We start from the raw sequence: 18,586 nt of genomic DNA on the forward strand, positions 1-18,586 counted from the left end.
GGGCCGGTGGCAACCCTTGGCGCCCGTAAGCCGTCAGTTCCCTTGGGGCGGGTGCTTTTTGTCACCTTCGGAAAAAGCTTGATCGATGGGCATTTGAGGGTTGTTGCGGTGTTAGTTTCATGAGCTGGCCTGGGGGGCTTACGGACTGGAGCGGCGGGAGCGATGGGTAGAGCGGAAGAGCGGCGCGCGCGGCAGAAGAGCGCTCGCAGAGCCAAGCGGGCGGCGAAGTCGGGGGGGATACGCCGCTTCTTCACCTGGAAGTGGCTGCTGGGGTACGTCCTGGGGCTTGGCGTGCTGCTCGTCGGGGCGTTCTTCGTCCTCTATCTGTTGGTCGAGGTTCCGCCCGCCAACGCCGCGGCCAAGGCCGAGGCCAACATCTACAAGTACAGCGACGGCACGATCATGGCGAAGACGGGTGACGTCAACCGTGAGTCCGTACCGCTGTCCAAGATCCCCAAGAAGGTGCAGCACACCTTCGTCGCCGCCGAGAACAAGGACTTCTACGGCGACTCCGGCGTCTCGTTCAGCGGCACCGCCCGCGGTCTCATCAACACCGCGCTGGGCCGGGGCAAGCAGGGTGGCTCCACCATCACCCAGCAGTACGTCAAGAACTACTACCTGAGCCAGGAACAGACCGTCAGCCGCAAGCTGAAGGAGCTGGTGATCTCGCTCAAGGTCGACCAGCAGAAGTCCAAGGACTACATCCTCGCGGGCTACATCAACACCAGCTACTACGGCCGCGGCGCCTACGGCATCCAGGCCGCGGCCCGCGCGTACTACAACAAGGACGTCGAGGACCTCTCCGTCGCGCAGGGCGCCTATCTCGCGTCGGTGCTCCAGGCGCCCAGCCAGTACGACTGGTCGGCGGCGGGCCCCAACGGCAAGCGGCTGGTCAAGGCCCGATGGAACTACGTCCTCAACAACATGGTCGAGAAGGACTGGCTGTCCAAGAGCGAGCGCGAGGGCATGAAGTTCGACGTCCCGGTCCCTCCGCGCCCCATCCCCGGACGCGACGGCCAGGCGGGCTATCTCATCGACGCCGCCAACAAGGAGCTGATCAAGGCCGGGGTCTCGGAGAACGAGATCGAGGCCGGCGGCTGGACGATCACCCTCAACATCGACAAGAAGAAGCAGAAGGCGCTGGAGAAGGCGGTCCGCACGGAGCTGACCGACAAGCTGGACCCGAAGAAGCGCAAGGTCGACAAGTACGCCCAGGTGGGTGCCGTTTCGGTGGAACCCAAGTCCGGTGGCATCGTGGCGATGTATGGCGGCACGGGCTACACCGAGCACTACTTCAACAACGCCCTCCGCGAGGACTACCAGCCCGCCTCTACGTTCAAGCCGCTGATCCTGGCTGCGGGGCTGGAGAACGGCTCCACCACGCAGGACGGCACCCCGATCACGGCGAGCACCATCTACGACGGCACCAGCAGGCGGCCGGTCAAGGGCTCGCTCACCGGCTTCGCCCCGCCGAACGAGGACAACAAGTCCTACGGGCCCATCTCCGTCCAGAAGGCCATGAACAACTCCGTCAACTCCGTCTTCGCGCAGATGGCGGTGGACGTGGGCCTGGACAAGGTGAAGAACACCGCCATCGACCTCGGTATGAAGAAGGACGCGGGCGGCTTCGACGTGCGCCCCGCGATGTCGCTGGGCGTGATGGGCGCCAGCCCCAAGGACATGGCCGGGGTCTACGCGACCCTCGACAACCACGGCAAGAAGGTCACCCCGGCGATCGTGAAGTCCGCCGAGAAGGGCGATGAGCGGCCCGAGTTGCCCGATCCGGTTAACGGCCAGGCGATCAGCCGTGGCGCTGCCGACTCCGTCACCTCCGTGCTCACCGGGGTGGTCGACGACGGCACCGGCCAGGCGGTGCGCCAGCAGGGCCAGGCGGTCGCGGGCAAGACCGGCACCTCCGACGACAACAAGTCGGCCTGGTTCTCCGGCTACACCCCCGACCTGGTGACCTCGGTCGGCATGTTCGGCGAGGGCGAGAAGAAGCAGGTCTCGCTCAAGGGCACCGCGGGCGGCGGCCGCGTCAACGGCGGTGACTTCCCGGCCAGGATCTGGGCCGCGTACACCCAGTCCGCGCTGAAGGGGGACAAGGCCTCGAAGTTCGACCTGGACACCGACATGGGAGCGGCGGTCAAGCCGCCACCGTCGCCGAGTACGAGCGCCACCTCGGAGTCGCCCTCGTCCAGCCCATCGGCGAGCGAGTCCGCCAGCGAGTCGCCCTCGTCGTCCCCGTCGTCCAGCCCGTCGTCCAGCGCCTCGTCCAGCGCCTCGTCGTCGGCATCGCCCTCGGGCGACGGCGACTCCCCGAGCCCGCCCGACCCGTCGAGCTCGCCCTCGGGCGACGGCGATGGCGGCGGCATCCTCCGCCGACAACAGCAGTGACGCCCGGTGCGGGCGTGCCACTGGGCACGCCCGCACCGGATCACGGAGCCCTACGGCCGTACGGCCGTCAGAAGTTCTCCTCGATCTGGCTCTTCAGCATCGCGAGGGCGAAGAAGCCGTAGAAGCCGATGGCCAGCAGCATCATGCCCAGCCGTGGCCCCCGCAGCCGTACGGCGGCCGGCAGATCGCGGCGGTTGAGCCGGATCAGCAGCGCCGTGTAGACGAGGGTGACGAGGGAGGCGGTGCAGGTGGAGATGGTCAGCAGCACGATCGGCTGGTTCACCCCGGACAGCAGGATCGCCGAGCCGATGGCGACCTCGGCCCACACCACCGCGAAGTACAGCCGACCCTCGGTCCAGAAGGCCGAGTCGCGCAGGTAGGTGCGCTTGGCGAAGTCGCTGACCACCCGTCCGATGATGTCGAGCAGTCCGATCGAGGCGGCCCAGAGCGAGACTGTCGCCACCGCGAAGAACAGGATCTTCAGCCAGTCGCCCACCTGCTGCCCCAGCAGATCGCCCTGGAGCCGCAGGAACTCCGGGCTGTTCTCCACATCGTCGCGCCCGAAGAGGGTTTCGTACGCGAGCATGCTCATCAGCCCGATCGTCACCAGGCAGATCACGAAGAACGACACGATGTGTTCGGTGTTGGCCCGCCGCCACCAGACCCGCCAGCGGGCCAGATTGGCCTCGTCCTCCGGAAAGGCGTAGCGGTCGGCGCCCGACGCCTCCGACTGGCCGGTGATGGGGGAGACCAGCTTGGGGACATGGGCGCCCATGCCGTAACCCTTGTCCCGGATCCAGTTGCTGAGCACCAGGTTGTGCACCCCGCCCGCCCCGGCGGCGCCCAGCGCGCTGAGGATCATGGTGAAGGTGATGCCGTCCGGGATCCGGCCGGCGCCGGTGACGGTCTTCTCGCCCGCCGTGGTCCAGGTGTGCCACCCGATGACGGCGACCGCGACGACGGCGAGGAAGAACAGCGTCAGGATGACCTTGACCAGCTCGACCTTCTCGATCGTGCGGTAGACCACCGGTGAGACGGTCAGCACCACCCCGAAGCCCACCAGCGAGCCCACGGTGATCCAGACGACATCGCCGCCGCCGGTCAGATAGGTGAGCACGGTCGATCCGGAGGTGGCCCAGCCCGGCCAGACGTACTGGAACGCCCCGGCCAGGCAGATCAGGATGCCCCACGCCGTGGACCAGCGGGAGAATCCGGCGACCACGGTCTGCCCGGTGGCCAGGGTGTAGCGCTCGATCTCCAGGTTGATCACGGTCTGGATGGCCAGGGTCACCACCGCGAGCCACAGCAGTCCGAGCCCGCCGACCGAGGTCAGATACGGCCAGAGGATGATCTCGCCCGCCGCCATGCCGATCCCGACGGCGACGACCCCCGGGCCGACCATCGTGCGCAGCGGTGGTGGATCGGGCAGATCGAGACAGTCGGGCGGGGCGGCGGTGGGGGACGGGCGCTGGGCGGACGGTGTCGACGACGCTGACGACATGGCGGCTCCTCGGGGGACGGCGAGGCCGTATCGGGACAAGGGGGATCGGGGGGTTCAGCGGGTGCGGGCGTGCTGGGCGGCCAGGCGTACGGGCGCGTTGGCCGCGCCATAGCCCTGGTAGCCGTCGATCCGCTGGACGATCTCGAAGAAGACCCGGCCGACGGTGGCCGTGTACAGGTGCAGGAAGGTGCCGCTGTCGTCCCGGTCGTAGAGCAGGCCGAGCTCCCGCAGGGTGCGATGGAGCCCGGGGTCGAGCTCATGGCGCGCTTCGAGGTCGTCGTAGTAGTTGTCGGGGATGGGCAGCAGGGGCGCGCCGCGTTCCCGCAGCCGGCGCGCGGTGGCGACGATGTCCCGGCTGTGCAGCGCGATGTGCTGCCGCAGCGAGCCGGACGGCCCCGAACCCGGGCGGATCTGGGCCACGTTGAGCGCGAGCCGCACCGAGCCGTCGGCGCCCGAGACGGCCCGGCTGCGCAGCAGCCCGTACGGATCGGCCAGTTCCAGGGACTCGTGCGGCCGCAGCCCCAGGACGGCGCGGTAGAACAGCGACGCCTCGTCGAAGTGGTGCCGGGGCTGGGTGAGCGCCACATGGTCGATATGGGTGATCCCGGCGGGGGAGGCGGAGGCGGCGCGCGGGGTGAAATCGCCGGTCCAGCTGGGGTGGTCGGGGTGTTCGGTGCGGCAGAAGAAGAGCTCGGTGGAGTCGGGCGCGGCCACCGCGTCCAGCGGGGCGTCCGCCACGGCCCGGTGGCGCGGCAGTACGGGGGCGAGCAGGGCCCGGGCCCGGCCCGCGGAGGCGGCCGGGTCGGGGGTCTCCAGGCCGATGGCGGCGAGCGCCGGTTCGGGGTGCCCGGTGGTGGCGTCGAGCCCGGAGTTGAGGACGATCCGGGCGTCGCCCTGCTCCCACAGTTCCACGGGCTTGGAGTGGTGGCGGCCGGTGCGGGCGAAGCCCAGCTCGGTCAGCAGCGCGGGCAGCTCCGGGCCGGTGGAGGCCAGTTCGGCGAAGGCGAAGCCGGTGGGGACGACGGGGGCGGGCAGATCGGTGCGGCCCGCGGCCTCCTCCAGGGCGATCAGCGAGCGCAGCGCGTCCACGGCGGTGCGAGCGGTGTCGCCCTGCCGGAAGACGTCGTTGAAGACCTCCAGGGACAGCGGCCCGTCGTAGCCGGCCCGCAGGACGTGCTCCAGCAGCCCGGCCACGTCGAGACCGCCCTGGCCGGGGAAGCAGCGGTAGTGGCGGCTCCACTGGAGGACGTCCATGGCCATCAGCGGGGCGTCGGCGAGCTGGAGGAAGAAGATCTTCTCGCCGGGGATCTCCTCGATGCCCTTGGGGTCCGAACCGCGCGAGAGGATGTGGAAGCTGTCCAGGCAGATGCCGAGCGCGGGGTGGTCGGCCTGCCGGACGATCCGCCAGGCGTGGTCGTAGGTGTTCACATGCCGCCCCCAGGCCAGCGCCTCGTAGGCGATGCGGATGCCGTGGGCGGCGGCCCGTTCGGCAAGCAGCCGCAGCTGCTCGGCGGCGAGGGCGTCGTCGTCGAGGGCGGCGGGGGAGACGCTGGAGCACACCAGCATCAGATCCGCCCCGAGCCGCTCCATGACCGCGAACTTCTTCTCGGCCCGGCGCAGCGTGCGGGCCAGGAGGTCCTCGGGCACGGCCTCGGCGTCGCGGAACGGCTGGAAGAGGTCGATGGTCAGGCCGAGTTCGGCGGCCCGGTCCCGGATCCGTTCCGGTGACAGGGGGCTGGCCAGCAGGTCGTTCTCGAAGATCTCGACCCCGTCGAAACCGGCGGCGGCGATGGCGGTGAGCTTCTCCTCGAGGGTGCCGCTGAGGCACACGGTGGCGATGGACTTGCGCATGATCAGCCTCCGGCGGGGAGCTCGAGCAGGTCGGAGAGGTCGGTGAGCATCTGTTCGGCGTCGGGTTCGCGGCCGGTGAAGAGGCGGAAGGCGTCGGCGGCCTGGAAGACGGCCATGCCGCCCCCGTCCAGGGTGCGGCAGCCGGCCGCGCGGGCGGCGGCCAGCAGCGGGGTCTCCAGCGGGCGGTAGACCACCTCGGCGACCCACAGCCCGGTCCGCAGCAGCTCCACGGGCAGCGGCAGCCCGGGGTGGGCGGCCATCCCGGTGGGGGTGGCGTGCACCAGCCCGTCGGCGTCGCCGACCGCCGCCGGGAGCCCGCCGGGCGCGACGGTACGGACCCGGGCCGCGCCGAACCGTGTCGCCAGCGTCTCGGCGAGCCCGGCAGCTCGCGCCGGGTCGGTGTCGGCCAGCGTCAGCCGGTCGGCGCCGACGGTCAGCAGCGCGTGGGCGACGGCGGCGCCCGCCCCGCCCGCGCCGAGCAGCACGATCTCGCCGGTGGGCGCGTCGGGCAGACCGCGGGCGAAGGAGCGGGCGAAGCCGGACCAGTCGGTGTTGTGGCCGATGGCCCGGCCGTCCTCGCCGAACACCACCGTGTTGACCGCGCCGAGCAGCGCGGCGTCCTCCGACAGCCCGTCGAGGTGCTCGATCACCGTCTGCTTGCACGGGTGGGTGATGTTCAGCCCGTCGAAGCCCAGCCGGGCGGCGGCCCGCACCAGCTCGCCCACCCCGTCCGGGCCGAGCCCCAGCGGATCGATGTCGATCAGACGGTAGAGATACCGCAGCCCGTGGCGGTCGGCCTCGCGCTGGTGGAGGGCGGGGGAGAGCGAGGGGCCCACCCCGGATCCGATCAGCCCCACCAGACAGGACTCCCGCCCCTCCCGGCCTCCCCGCGACTGCCGCGTGCTGCCCCGCATACCGGCGACCTCCCGCCTTCCCGACTAATGTACGAACTGGTTCGTTAGTAGCGTGGACAGTAAAGGCCCAGGACCGCCCTCTTGTGAACCCCCTGGACGTAGCCCTGGACGTAGAGTGGCCCCAGCATGAGCGATCAGCCGCCGAAGAACAGCCGTCTCCGCGACGCCGTCCGCACCCAGGCCGAGATCCTGGACGTCGCCACCCGCGAATTCGCCGAGCGCGGCTACGCCGGGGCCCGCGTCGACGAGATAGCCGCCCTCACCCGCACCACCAAGCGGATGATCTACTACTACTTCGGCGGCAAGGAACAGCTCTACATCAAGGTCCTGGAGCGCGCCTACACCGGCATCCGCGAGGCCGAACAGGCCGTGGACGTCACCGGTCTCGACCCCGCCGAGGCCATCCGGCACCTGGCCGAGCTGACCTTCGACCACCACACCGAACACGCCGACTTCATCCGGCTGGTGTCCATCGAGAACATCCACCGGGCCGAGCACCTGGCCAAGTCCGAGACGCTGGCCAAGGCCGGCACACCGGTGATCGACCTGATCTCCGGGATCCTCGCCCGCGGCCGGGAGCAGGGCGTCTTCCGGGGCGACGCCGACGCCGTCGACGTCCACCTGATGATCAGCTCATTCGCCGTCTTCCCGGTGGCCAACCAGCACACCTTCGGCACCCTCTTCGGCCGCGACCCCCTGGACCCGGGGCGCCGCGCCCACTACCGCCGGATGGTCGGCGACATGGTCGTGGCGTACCTCCGCGCCGGGGCCTGAAACCGTACGGCGACCGTACGGCGCAGGGCCCGGCGCGAGGGGCGGGGTCGGCTCAGGACGGCATCGCGAGCTCGAACCAGACGACCTTGCCCGTGGACAGCCGGGTCGCGCCCCAGCGCCGCGCCATCCGGTTCACCAGATACAGCCCGCGCCCGCCCTCGTCGGACGGCCGGGCCTGGCGCAGCCGGGGGAGCTGCGGCACATCGTCGCCGACCTCGCAGCGCAGGACGTCCGTGCGCAGCAGCCGCAGCGTGATGGGCCGCTCCGCGTAGCGCACCGCGTTCGTCACCACCTCGCTGACCAGCAGCTCCACCGCGTCCGTCAGATCGTCGAGGTCCCAGCGGGCCAGCGCCCGGCGGGCCAGTCGGCGCGCCTGCCCGGCGGTCTGCGCCTTGGGGTCCAGGAACCAGTACGCGACATCGCTGGGCGCGATGCCCTCGAACCGGGCCGCGAGCAGCGCCACGTCGTCGTCGCGGTCGCCGGGGCCGAGCATGTCCAGCACCTCGTCGCACAGCGGCTCAAGCGGCGGCGGGTTGGGGCCGGTGAGCCGGGCGGTGGCGGTCAGCCGCTCCCGCAGCTGCTCGATCCCGGTCCACACATCGCGCATCCGCGACTCGACCAGGCCGTCGGTGTAGAGCATCAGGGTGGCCCCGGCGGGCGCGTCCAGCTCGACCGCCTCGAAGTCGACACCGCCGACCCCGATCGGCGCCCCCGGCGGCACCCGCAGCACCTCGGCGCGGCCGCCCCGGTGCAGCAGCAGCGGCGGCGGATGGCCCGCGTTGGCCACCACGATGCGGTGCGCGACGGGGTCGTAGACCGCGTACAGGCAGGTGGCCATGCGGTCGGTGCCCAGCCGCTGGGCCTGCTCGTCCAGGTGGTGCAGCACCTCCTGGGGCGGCAGGTCGAGCCCGGCGAGGGTCTGCGCGGTGGTGCGCAGCTGGCCCATGATCGCGGCGGAGGTCATCGAATGGCCCATCACATCGCCGACCACCAGCGCCACCCGGTTGCCCGGCAGCGGGATCGCGTCGTACCAGTCGCCGCCGACCCGCGCGGTCTCGGCCGCGGGCAGATAGCGGCTGGCCAGCCGGACGCCGGTGGGCTGCGGCAGCGAGTCGGGCAGCATGGTGCGCTGGAGCTCGTCCGCGATGTACACCTCGCGCCCGTACAGCACCGCCTTGTCGACGCCGAGCGCGGTGTGGGTGGCCAGCTGGGCCGCCACCAGCAGATCGTCGGGTTCGAACGGCGGCCGGTCCGGGCGGCGTACGAACACGGCCGCGCCGATCACCCGGCGGCGGCCGCGCAGCGGCGCCAGCACGGTGCGCTGACCGGTCGCCACCGACGGCCCTTCGCCGAGCAGTTCCGGCAGCGCGGCGCGGGCCGCCTGCGAGTCGCCGAAGACCGGCCGCACCCCGCGCAGCACCTCGGCCAGCGGGCCGCCCGCCTCCACCTCGCACAGTTCGGCGGCCGGGCCGCCGCCCACCGCGGGCGACAGATCCGGCTGGGAGGGCAGCAGCGACAGCCGGCCGCTGTCGGTGTCCTGGTCCAGCGGGATCCGGTCGGTGCGGCGCAGCCGCAGCACCACCGGGCCGACCGGGCGCTCGTCGCCGACCGGCAGCGGATCGCGCAGATAGACCAGGATCGCGTCGGCGAAGGTGGGCACGGTGGCCCGGCACAGGCCCAGCACGATCTCGTCCAGGTCGATGCCCCGGGCGATCCGGCGGGTGGCGGCCCCCACGAACCGCAGCCGGTCGCCGCTCCGGTCCCGCGCGGTGGCCGCCTCGGCGGCCGCGGAGCCGCCCGCGGGCGGCACGGTGGGCGCTCCGCCCTCCGGCGCGCTGTAGGCGACCTCACCCGCCGTGGCCGCCGCGGTGTGGGCGTCGCCGGATCCGGATGCTCTGCGGGCGTCGTTGGATCCGGGTGCTGTGTGTGGATCGCCGGACCCGGCCGCCGCGTGGGACTCGCTCGACCCGGCCGCCGCATGCGTTTCGCCGGACCCGGCCGCCGCATGGGCCTCGCCAGATCCGGTTGCCGTATGTGCTTCACCAGCCCCGGCCGTCGCGGAAGCCTCGCACGGCCGCTCCGGATGCTCGCCCGCGCCGGTGCCCCGGCGCGCCGCTTCCCGGCCGCGTCCGTCGCCCTGGGCGGCCGGGGGCTGCTCGTCGGGGCCGGTGCCGCCGTTCGCTCCCGGCCGGCGCGACGCGCCTCTTGCGGCATTGCGATCCGCGTCCCACACAGGCTCGCCCTCCGGTGTGCCGTGCTCCGGCTGCGCCGGGTGCTCGCTCTCCGCCGTGTTCCGGCGCTCCCTGCCTCCGCCACCGCGCGCCGCGGCGGCGCTCCCCCGCCCGTCCGCGCCGTCCGCGCCGCTCCTGCCGCGGCCACGGCGCGCGGGCCCGGTCCGGTCGGCGCCCTCGCCGCGCTCGGGGGCGGCGCCGCGCCCTCTGGCGCGGGGCGCGGGCTCCCCGGCCGGACCCGGGGGTCCGTCGTGGGCCGCCGGGCCGGCGGGCCGGTCCGTGGGGTAGGCCGGACGCGGGCGGCCGTCACCCGGCTCCTGGCCGGGGGCAGCCGTCTGCCGCACGGCGGTCCGCGGGTCCGGGACCGCGCCGTGCGCGTCGTCGGGCGCGGCCGCGCCCGGGGCGGCGGCAGAGGTGGCCGCCTGCCGCCTGCTGTGGGAGGTGGGGTGCTCCGTCACGCGTGGGTTTCCATCCGTCCGGGGCCGTGCGCCCGCGTCTCGTGGGCGCACCGAGTGTCAGGCACGTCGTCGGCAGTTCAGATAGAGCTGGATCTCGGGTGGTACGTCCGTGCTGGCCGGGGCGTACGCGTGCGAGTCCTCCCCGGCGACCTCGAAGCCCGCATCGCGGACGGCCTGGCGCAGCTCGTCCCGCAGATAACCGGATACCCGGACCGAGTTGCCGAGGAACGGAATGGGGAAGTCGTCGATGTCCGCCTCCACCATGCCCAGCCCCAGCAGCCCCCCGGGTCTCAGGACGGCGTGCAGGGTCCGCAGTGCGTACGGGATCTCCGGGCGGGGCAGCAGCAGCAGCGTGAAGTAGGCGGCGATGCCGTCGAACGGGCCGAGCTCCCGGGGGCCTCCGGGGCCGTACCGGCCGCCCACCCGCAGATCGACGATGTCCACATGGTGGAAGGTGGCCTCCGGCACATTGTCCCGGGCCAGCTTGAGCATTCCCGGGGAGATGTCGATGCCGACCACCTCGTGCCCCGCGTCGACCAGCTGACGGGCCGTGGGCAGGCCCGTACCGCAGCCGACGTCGAGCACCCGGGAGCCGGGCGGAAGCGTCTCGGCCAGCCAGCGGCCGGCGTCGATCTGGCCCTCCTTGTGCGGAAAGGCGTCGTCGTAGCGGTCGCCGATGTGGTCGAAGGCTTCCGCCTGACCGCTGCGGTCCAGCGCGAGGCGGTCGAAGTCCGCGTAGCCCTCGTAACCGTCCCCGTGCTCGTCCTCACCGCTCACGACTCCGCCCCCTCCTGTGACATTACGTCAGATCTTGCGCATCGCCCGTGACTTGCGCCGGCGTCTGGTGTCCCGCATGGGCAGTGTTCCGGACGACGATCCTACGTTTGAAACACTGGGACACGACAAGAGGTTCATGACCTCGAGTGTGCCGAGGTGTGCTTCTTGTCCGTACGGCCCCAGTCCGCCGGAAGAGCGGGCACGGACCACGCGGGGTCGGGCCGCCAGTTCTCCCACCCGTCCCGGAAGGGCGCTCCCCAGGACTCGATGGTCGCCGCGGCCGCCTGCCCGGCGGCCCGGACCCGCTCCGCCTGCTCGGGACCCATCAGCCCGGCCCGCTGCGCCTGCGCGAACTCGTCCTCGTCCTTCCATTCCCAGCTGCGGTCGGGGTAGACCGCGATGTCCAGGAAGTGGTCCTCGGAGTCCATTCCGCGGTCCCAGCGGACCAGCGGCTCCTCCAGGTTCACGTACCAGTTCCGGAACTGCCAGCCATGGTCCCAGAACAGCCACACCGACCACGGCTCGCCGGGCCGGGCCAGCTTCAGCACACCGGTGCCGAACCACTGGGACCGCGCGGTGGTCCGCGGCTTGGTGTACCGGGTGGACAGCGGCTCGTGGTGCACCGAGGTGCCGTCGGTGAGCTGCGGTTTGACGCAGATGGTGCCGGGGGCGAGCCAGACGGCGAGCAGCTCCGCGGTGTCCTCGACGACGGTTACGGGACGGCAGATGTGGATGAGGTGGGAGGCGTTCGCCCGATAGCGCCACAGAATGTGGTCGCCCGGTGCCCACCGGGCGATGTCCGCCGTCCCCGTCGTCTCCACGATGTCCGCTGTCATGAGCAGATCTTAGGTGCGCGCGGGCCGCGATGCCGTGACCTATGACGCAACCGGGGGCCAACGCCCGGCTAAGGATGTGTCATGCGCAGGACGTCAAGGGCCTCGTCCAGCTGGTCGAGCGTCAGCAGCCCCCGCTCCACGTAGCCGGACTCCAGCACCACCTCGCGGATCGTCTTGCGCTCGGCAAGCGACCGCTTGGCCACCTTCGCCGCCTCCTCGTACCCGAGGTAGCGATTGAGCGGGGTCACGACGGACGGCGAGGACTCCGCGTACTCCCGGGCCCGCTCGGCGTCGGCGGTGATCCCGTCGATCGTGCGGTCCGCGAGCAGCCGCGAGACATTGGTCAGCAGCCGGATCGACTCCAGCAGATTCTTGGCGATCACCGGGAGCATCACATTGAGCTCGAAGTTCCCGGCGGCCCCGGCCGTGGCGACGGTGGTGTCATTGCCGGTGACCTGCGCCGCGACCATCAGCGTGGCCTCGGGGATCACCGGGTTGACCTTCCCCGGCATGATCGACGAGCCGGGCTGGAGATCGGGCAGCGCGATCTCGGCGAGCCCGGTGCGCGGGCCCGAGGCCATCCAGCGCAGATCGTTGGCGATCTTGGTGAGGCCGACCGCGATGGTCCGCAGCTGTCCGGACGTCTCGACCAGCCCGTCCCGCGCGCCCTGCGCCTCGAAGTGGTCCCTGGCCTCGGTCAGCGGCAGCCCGGTGGTGCGGGTCAGCTCGGTGATGACGGCGGCGGCGAACCCGGGCGGGGTGTTGATCCCGGTGCCCACCGCCGTACCGCCCAGCGGCAGCTCGGCCAGCCGGGGGAGCGAGGCGCGCAGCCGCTCGATCCCGTACCGCACCTGGGCCGCGTAGCCGCCGAACTCCTGACCGAGGGTCACCGGAGTGGCGTCCATCAGATGGGTCCGCCCCGCCTTGACCACCTCGGCGAACTCGGCGGCCTTGCGCTCCAGCGCCTCCGCCAGATGGGCCAGGGCCGGGATCAGATCGCCGGTGACGGCCGCGGTGGCCGCGATGTGGATGGACGAGGGGAAGACGTCGTTGGAGGACTGGCTGGCGTTGACGTGGTCATTGGGGTGCACCGGGCGGCCCAGGCGCTCGCTCGCCAGCGTGGCCAGCACCTCGTTGGTGTTCATGTTGGACGAGGTGCCGGAGCCGGTCTGGAAGACGTCCACCGGGAAGTGGTCGTCCCAGCGGCCCTCGGCGACCTCGGCCGCCGCCTCCGAGATCGCCCCCGCGACGTCCTTGTCCACCACGCCCAGCTCGGCGTTGACCAGGGCGGCCGCGCCCTTGATCCGGGCCAGCGCCTGGATGTGCGCCCGCTCCAGGCGCTGCCCGCTGACGGGGAAGTTCTCCACCGCCCGCTGGGTCTGGGCGCGCCACTTGGCGTGCGCGGGCACCCTGACCTCTCCCATCGAGTCGTGCTCGATGCGGTAGCCCTCCTGGGGGCCGTCGTCGCGGTGGCTCTCGTCGGTCATGGGGACACCTCCGTCCAGCACAGCGTCTTCACGTCACGCCGTGTTCCCGCGCCCGCTGAGCCGAACGGGTGAGCCCGGTCACCGTACGGCCTCGGGCGCCCGTGGGGTGTCCACCTCGCCGGTGCGCTTGAGTTTCTGCCACGGCAGCAGGGCGCCGGTGGCCGCGGTGACGCAGGAGTGCAGCAGCACCAGATACATCAGCTGGCGGTAGGCGATCTGCTGCAACGGCAGTACGGCCAGTGCCCGGTAGCTCTCCCGGTCCAGCCGGAACGCGTACGCCGCGCCCAGCAGCTGCACCAGCAGCAGCGCCGCCCACGCCAGCAGCGAGCGCACCGGGTCCAGGAAGATCACCCCGTAGAGGGTGAAGAGGTCGATCAGCGGCGCGCACAGCGGGGTGAGGATCTGGAAGAGCACCACCAGCGGCATCCCCACCCGCCCGAACCGCCCCGAGGGCCCCCGGTCGATCAGCGAGCGGCGGTGCTTCCACAGCGCCTGCATGGTGCCGTAGGACCAGCGGTAGCGCTGCTTCCACAGCTGGCCGAGGGAGTTGGGCGCCTCGGTCCAGGCGCGGGCGTGCTCCTGGTAGACCACCCGCCAGCCGGCCCGGTGCAGGGCGATGGTGATGTCGGTGTCCTCGGCCAGGGTGTCCGCGCTCATGCCCCCGGCCTCCAGCAGCGCCCGGCGGCGGAAGGCGCCGATCGCGCCGGGGATGGTGGGCATGCAGCGCAGCAGGTCGTACATCCGCCGGTCGAGGTTGAAGCCCATCACGTACTCGATGTGCTGCCAGGCGCCGATCAGCTTCCCCCGATTGCCGACCTTGGCGTTGCCCGCCACCGCGCCCACCCGCGAGTCGGCGAACGGGCGGACCAGCTCCCGGATGGTGGTGGGCTCGAAGACGGTGTCGCCGTCCATCATCACGATCAGCTCGTGGTGAGCATGGGCGATGCCCCGGTTGAGGGCCGCGGGCTTGCCCGCGTTGGCCTGGCGCAGCACCCGTACGTTGGGCAGCCCCATCGCCTCGGCGATATCGGCGGTGCCGTCGGTGGAGCCGTCGTCCACGACCAGGATCTCGATGGGGTGGGTGGAGGCGGACAGCGACTTCAGGGTGTTGGCGATGCACTCCTTCTCGTTGTACGCGGGCACGATCACGCTCACCGGATCGGTGACCTCCTGCACCCGGCTCCAGCGCCGCCGCTCCCGGGAGCGCCGGTGCCACCAGGCGAGGATCACCATCAGCAGCAGCCGCCCGATCACCGAGAAGCCCACCAGGCCCAGCAGTCCCATCAGGAACGGCAGCGCGCTGTGGCTGACCGCGGCCGCCCAGATCAGCGCCCGGCCCTCCCAGACCGGCAGGGCGCGGGCCGGGTGGTTGGCGCTGTGGGCGCCGAGCGCGCCGGTGACCGTGGTGAAGGAGTAGCCCTTCTTCTTCATCCGCTCGATGTAGATCGACAGGGCTTTCACCGTGCGGGCGCGGTTGCCGCCCGCGTCGTGGAAGAGCACCGACGCGCCCTTCCTGCCCTCGGGGGTGGCGTTCTGGACGATCTCCTTCACCGGGGGCCGCTGCCAGTCCTCGCTGTCGGTGTCCACGAAGGCGCTGACGTAGCCCTTGGAGCCGATGTGCTGCTGGACCGGCCAGGTGCGGTCGTCCAGCGCGCGGACCTTGGAGGCGTACGGCGCGCGGAACAGCGAGCTGGTGATGGACGCCGCACCGGCCAGGGCCAGCTGGGACTGGGCCAGCTCGCGGTCCATGCGCCCCTTGTCCTGGTACGACAGGTCGACATGGGAGAAGGTGTGCACCCCGACCTCATGGCCCGCGGCCCGCATCCGGCGGACCAGCTCCGGATGGCGGATCACCATCTGGCCCAGTACGAAGAAGGTCCCCCGCACCTTGTGGCGGCGCAGCACGTCGAGGATCTCCGGGGTCCAGCGCGGGTCCGGGCCGTCGTCGAAGGTCAGCGCGATGGTCTTGGACGGGATGGCGTGCTCGGTGGCCTTTCCCCGGTGGTCGAAGGTGATCACCGGGCCGCCCTTGCGCAGCCGGTCGGGGACCGTGCGCGCGGCCTCTGAGCGGTGCACCCGGGCGTCGTTGCCGACCTCGGCGTGCAGATAGCCGTCCAGCAGCAGGGTGCACACCAGCGCGAGGAGGGTCGCGAGGGCGAGCGCCATCCGGGTGCGGGTGCGGAGCTTGCGCAGCCTGACGGTACGGAACCTGCTGGTGAGCTTGAGTCTGCCGATGACCCTGAGCCCGAGCGTGCCCTTGATGCCCGGTCCGCCCGTGCGGCGCGCGGCGCGGCGGCCGGGGCCGGTCAGGCGGAACACCGTACGGGGCGCGCCGTCCTGACGGGGTGCGGGGAGCCGGCGGCGCGGCCGCGGCAGCCTCGGCGGTCTGCCGCCGCTCACGACGCCTCGTCCTCGGCCTTGGGGCCGCCCTTGGCGGTGCCCGGCTCGTCGGCCGGGGCGCCGTCTCCGGCGGGCCCCTTCGGGGGCTTGGGCGTATCGGTCTGCGGGGGCTTCTGGGACTGGGGCTTCTGGGGGGACGCGTGGCCGGGCCGCGTGGTGTGGCCGGGGGCCTGCGGATGGCCGGAGCCCTTGGCGGGCGGCTCGGCGCCGGCGGGGTGCTGCTTCGACGGGGTGTGCGACGCGCCCGCGGGCCGCTTGCCGGGCTGGTGGCCGGCCGGATGTGACGGCGTGTGGCCGGCCGTGTGGTGCTTGCCGGACCGGTGCCCCGCGGTGGACCGGGGGCCGCCGGGGCGGTGGTGCGCGGGGGAGTGCCGCGCCGCCGCGCGGGGGGCCTTGGGCGGGCCGGGCTGCGGAGGCGCGGGCCGTGGCCGGGTGGTGATGGGGGGCAGGGCGACGGGCTCCCGGGCGTCCCGGTGCGCCGGGCGCCCCGAGGCGTGCCGCTCGCGCCGGTGCTGACGGTGGGTCGGCCCGTACCCGTCGTCCCCGTACTCCTCCTCGTAGCCGTACGCGTGCGCGTCACGCCGCTCGTGCGACTCGGAGGGTCCCGAACGCTCCTCGGGGGTGTGGGTCGGGCCCCGGCCGAACGCCTCGGTGGAGACGGGGTGTCCGGGGATCAGCGTCTGCGGCGCGAACGGGGTACCGCCCGCGTAGGCCAACCCCAGGACCGCCGAATAGCCGAGGCAGGCGGCTCCCGCGATGACGCCCACATGTCGTACTAGTCGGCCACGGCGCCCGGACAGGTCCACGAACACGGGCCCCTTCCGGGCCACGTCAGCGCGGAGGGGACGCGAAGGCGCGCGCTCGGCCACATCTGACTGAGGATCCATACGGAAGAGGTTAATGCAGAAAATACGACATGCGATATATAAGTCAAACATGCGGTGTGTCATAGTTCAGTAGGCTTCACCGAATATGCGAGGTTTGGCGGGGAGAGGGCACGGGCGGCACAGACCCCCGGCGCCTCGTACCGGACCCCAAGGAGGAGCCAGAGCCATGAGGGCCAGCCCCCGCATGAGCGGAATCGCCGTGGCCGGCGCGGTGGTCTGCGCCACCATCGCCGTATGGGCGGGACACCAGAAGCAGTCGCCCGAGCCGCACGCCGCGCCCTCACAGCCCCGGGCGTCACAGCCTCCCGCGGCGCGCCCGCCCGCCGAGTTCGTGCCGTACGTCAACGCCTGGTCGGACTCGGGGTACGACATGGCCGCCGCGGCGTCGCGCGGGGTCAAGGAGTTCTCGCTGGGCTTCGTCGTCGCGGACGACGGCTGCACCCCGGTGTGGGACGGCGGCACCTCGCTGGAGGACCAGGGGCTGGAGGCCCGGATCGAGGGCGTCCGCCGGGCGGGCGGCGACGTACGGATCTCCTTCGGCGGCGCCGAAGGCACCGAGCTCGCCACCGTCTGCACCGACGTCCCCGAACTCGCCTCCGCCTACGCCGAGGTGATCGAGCGTTACCAGTCCGCCAGGATCGACTTCGATCTCGAGGGCGAGGTGCTCGCCGACACCGAGGCGGCCGCCCGCCGCGCCCAGGCGCTCGCGCTCATCCAGCGCACCCACGAGGGCCTGAACATCTCCTTCACCCTGCCCGCCATGCCGGACGGGCTGACCCCGCAGGGCGTCGCCCAGTTGGAGGCCGCCAAACAGGAGGGGGTCATCCTCTCGGGCGTCAACATCATGGCGATGAACTACAGCGGCGACCACACCGGCGACATGGGCGACTACGCCGTCCAGGCGGCCACCGCCGCCCAGGCCCGGATCCGCGAGGTGTTCGGCATGTCCGACGCCGCCGCCTGGAAGATCCTCGCCGTGACGCCGATGATCGGGGTCAACGACGTCACGGGCGAGACCTTCACGCTGGAGGACGCGGCCGGGCTGGCGCGGTTCGCCGCGGAGAAGGGGATCGGACGGCTGTCGATGTGGTCCGCCGAACGGGACCAGCCGTGCACCCCGGAGATGACCCGGTCCGCCATCCCGACCGCCCCCACGGCCGGTGCCGCGGCCCCCGAGCCGACCGCGAACATCGTCCCCAACACCCGGTGCAGCGGCGTCACCCAGCGCCCGGGCGCCTTCGAGGCGGCGCTGAGGGGGTGAGGGGCTGAGGGGCTCCGCCCATCCGCCGTGGGAGACGGCGGACAGGCGGGGGCCGGGGTGGCGACGCCGTACCGGCCCCCGTGGGCGTGTGCTCAAGCACGACGACGGGGGCCGCTGGGGGACCGCCCGGCTCTTCGTCCCTCCGGGCGGGCGGCCGTCTCAGGAGCGCTTGAATCGGATCGGGTTGTTGTGTTCACGGTGGCGAGGGCACTGACACGGCGGCCATGCCTGCCCCAGCCCGTAGGTCTCGCTCTTCTCCCCGACGAGGACGGACACCATCGCGCGCCGTGCGGTGACGATTCCGTCGCGCGCCATGCTGTAGACGCGCATGGTCATCGCCGGCCGTTCGCTCCGGTCGGGCGGGCTGTCGGCGTTCACCGAGCGCCCTTTCACCCGGGCGGCGCGAGGAGTTGGAGCACGCTGCGCAGACTCCGTTTCACCGCCCCCAGGTGGTAGGCCAACTCTTCCGGCGCGGCGGTGGACAGCCGGAGAGATTCGGCCCCTGCCAGGGTCTGCCCGGCGACGATCACCACCGCGCTCTCAAGACCCTCACGGGTGGGCATACCAGCCGTGACGCACGCAGGACACAGCCCCCGAGTGCGGGTTGGCGGGGCTGTGCGGCCCGAAAACCCCGGGGGTGGCGCACAGAGCGCACCCGGGCCCCGGAGGGAAAGGGGAGGGCGTGGTCCGGGGATTGACGATCACCGGATGACCACCATGCCATGCGGGGCGCACATCAGCTCCACGCGAGGGATGACGCCGCCCCGCCGCTGTTCGCGCCGCTGCTCATGGGCCAGGCGCAGGGCTGTACT

The 18,586-nt window shown here is 72.1% G+C and carries 14 protein-coding genes; 3 read left to right on the plus strand and 11 right to left on the minus strand.

All coding sequences use genetic code 11. The features are described from left to right. Positions 1-162: 162 nt before the first annotated feature. Positions 163-2,397 carry a transglycosylase domain-containing protein gene (locus KHP12_RS32180; RefSeq protein ID WP_086881647.1) on the plus strand — a complete coding sequence of 745 codons (2,235 nt, stop codon included), beginning with the start codon at positions 163-165 and terminating at the stop codon, positions 2,395-2,397. A gap of 67 nt (positions 2,398-2,464) precedes the next feature. On the opposite strand, the gene KHP12_RS32185 is transcribed toward KHP12_RS32180, so the two are convergent. Genes KHP12_RS32185 through KHP12_RS32195 form a run of 3 tightly spaced genes read right to left on the minus strand, consistent with a single transcriptional unit; the run spans position 2,465 to position 6,663 of the window. Then, positions 2,465-3,898: an Nramp family divalent metal transporter gene (locus KHP12_RS32185; RefSeq protein WP_210609792.1), complete on the minus strand. Its 1,434-nt coding sequence runs from the start codon at positions 3,896-3,898 to the stop codon at positions 2,465-2,467. A 54-nt stretch (positions 3,899-3,952) separates the two neighbouring features. Then, on the minus strand, positions 3,953-5,749 hold the full coding sequence (locus tag KHP12_RS32190) for a bifunctional sugar phosphate isomerase/epimerase/4-hydroxyphenylpyruvate dioxygenase family protein (RefSeq protein ID WP_086884541.1): 1,797 nt from the start codon (positions 5,747-5,749) through the stop codon (positions 3,953-3,955). Between the two features lie 2 nt (positions 5,750-5,751). Next, positions 5,752-6,663, minus strand: a complete 912-nt coding sequence (locus KHP12_RS32195; RefSeq protein WP_086884540.1) for a shikimate dehydrogenase — start codon at positions 6,661-6,663, stop codon at positions 5,752-5,754. A 126-nt stretch (positions 6,664-6,789) separates the two neighbouring features. On the opposite strand from KHP12_RS32195, the gene KHP12_RS32200 reads away from it, so the two are divergent. After that, positions 6,790-7,437 (plus strand): TetR/AcrR family transcriptional regulator, encoded by a 648-nt coding sequence (locus KHP12_RS32200; RefSeq protein ID WP_086884539.1) that lies wholly within the window; start codon positions 6,790-6,792, stop codon positions 7,435-7,437. A gap of 52 nt (positions 7,438-7,489) precedes the next feature. On the opposite strand, the gene KHP12_RS52965 is transcribed toward KHP12_RS32200, so the two are convergent. From KHP12_RS52965 to KHP12_RS32230, 6 genes are all read right to left on the minus strand, one after another. Beyond that, on the minus strand, positions 7,490-9,670 hold the full coding sequence (locus tag KHP12_RS52965; protein WP_344313883.1) for a SpoIIE family protein phosphatase: 2,181 nt from the start codon (positions 9,668-9,670) through the stop codon (positions 7,490-7,492). Between the two features lie 513 nt (positions 9,671-10,183). Continuing rightward, positions 10,184-10,903: a class I SAM-dependent methyltransferase gene (locus tag KHP12_RS32210; protein WP_086884537.1), complete on the minus strand. Its 720-nt coding sequence runs from the start codon at positions 10,901-10,903 to the stop codon at positions 10,184-10,186. Positions 10,904-11,037: 134 nt separating this feature from the next. Further along, positions 11,038-11,739 (minus strand): cytidylyl-2-hydroxypropylphosphonate hydrolase, encoded by a 702-nt coding sequence (gene fomD, locus KHP12_RS32215; RefSeq protein ID WP_086884536.1) that lies wholly within the window; start codon positions 11,737-11,739, stop codon positions 11,038-11,040. A 68-nt stretch (positions 11,740-11,807) separates the two neighbouring features. Beyond that, a complete protein-coding gene (locus tag KHP12_RS32220) occupies positions 11,808-13,226 on the minus strand; it encodes a class II fumarate hydratase (RefSeq protein ID WP_037960273.1) in 1,419 nt (472 codons plus the stop codon). Between the two features lie 78 nt (positions 13,227-13,304). Continuing rightward, positions 13,305-15,626: a bifunctional polysaccharide deacetylase/glycosyltransferase family 2 protein gene (locus KHP12_RS32225; RefSeq protein WP_086884535.1), complete on the minus strand. Its 2,322-nt coding sequence runs from the start codon at positions 15,624-15,626 to the stop codon at positions 13,305-13,307. Continuing rightward, positions 15,623-16,513, minus strand: coding sequence for a hypothetical protein (locus tag KHP12_RS32230; protein ID WP_210609794.1), 891 nt, complete (start codon positions 16,511-16,513; stop codon positions 15,623-15,625). Before KHP12_RS32230 ends, KHP12_RS32225 begins: the two co-directional genes overlap by 4 nt. Before the next feature lie 166 nt (positions 16,514-16,679). Here KHP12_RS32230 and KHP12_RS32235 point away from each other — a divergent pair, with 166 nt between their 5' ends. Then, positions 16,680-17,774, plus strand: a complete 1,095-nt coding sequence (locus tag KHP12_RS32235; RefSeq protein ID WP_211833974.1) for a chitinase — start codon at positions 16,680-16,682, stop codon at positions 17,772-17,774. A gap of 159 nt (positions 17,775-17,933) precedes the next feature. On the opposite strand, the gene KHP12_RS32240 is transcribed toward KHP12_RS32235, so the two are convergent. Both KHP12_RS32240 and KHP12_RS32245 read right to left on the minus strand, forming a co-directional pair. Continuing rightward, positions 17,934-18,152, minus strand: coding sequence for a hypothetical protein (locus KHP12_RS32240; protein ID WP_086883638.1), 219 nt, complete (start codon positions 18,150-18,152; stop codon positions 17,934-17,936). Positions 18,153-18,163: 11 nt separating this feature from the next. Then, positions 18,164-18,337, minus strand: coding sequence for a hypothetical protein (locus tag KHP12_RS32245; protein WP_211835032.1), 174 nt, complete (start codon positions 18,335-18,337; stop codon positions 18,164-18,166). Positions 18,338-18,586 lie beyond the last annotated feature (249 nt).

The sequence above is a fragment of the Streptomyces asiaticus genome, from assembly GCF_018138715.1.
Lineage (GTDB): Bacteria > Actinomycetota > Actinomycetes > Streptomycetales > Streptomycetaceae > Streptomyces > Streptomyces asiaticus.